The sequence below is a fragment of the Vibrio sp. DNB22_10_4 genome (assembly GCF_052879755.1).
In genome coordinates, this window is the sequence record NZ_JBNNXW010000039.1 from 1 (window position 1) to 723 (window position 723).

Sequence of the window (723 nt, forward strand, 5' to 3'; positions counted from 1 at the left end):
GGCCCCTTATCGGGGCTGCGGACAGTGCCTGGTGGGTAGTTTGACTGGGGCGGTCTCCTCCCAAAGAGTAACGGAGGAGCACGAAGGTGGGCTAAACACGGTTGGACATCGTGTGGTTAGTGCAATGGCATAAGCCCGCTTGACTGCGAGAATGACAATTCGAGCAGGTGCGAAAGCAGGTCATAGTGATCCGGTGGTTCTGAATGGAAGGGCCATCGCTCAACGGATAAAAGGTACTCCGGGGATAACAGGCTGATACCGCCCAAGAGTTCATATCGACGGCGGTGTTTGGCACCTCGATGTCGGCTCATCACATCCTGGGGCTGAAGTCGGTCCCAAGGGTATGGCTGTTCGCCATTTAAAGTGGTACGCGAGCTGGGTTTAGAACGTCGTGAGACAGTTCGGTCCCTATCTGCCGTGGGCGTTGGAAGATTGAAGGGGGCTGCTCCTAGTACGAGAGGACCGGAGTGGACGAACCTCTGGTGTTCGGGTTGTCATGCCAATGGCATTGCCCGGTAGCTAAGTTCGGAATCGATAACCGCTGAAAGCATCTAAGCGGGAAGCGAGCCCTGAGATGAGTCTTCCCTGGCACTTTAAGTGTCCTAAAGGGTTGTTCGAGACTAGAACGTTGATAGGCAGGGTGTGTAAGCGTTGTGAGGCGTTGAGCTAACCTGTACTAATTGCCCGTGAGGCTTAACCATACAACACCCAAAGGGTTTTGAT

At 54.2% G+C, this 723-nt stretch carries 1 rRNA gene; it reads left to right on the forward strand.

From position 1 onward, the window contains the following. A 23S ribosomal RNA gene (locus ACVA6Q_RS24550) occupies positions 1 to 701 on the forward strand; the annotation flags it as partial. Positions 702 to 723: the final 22 nt, after the last annotated feature.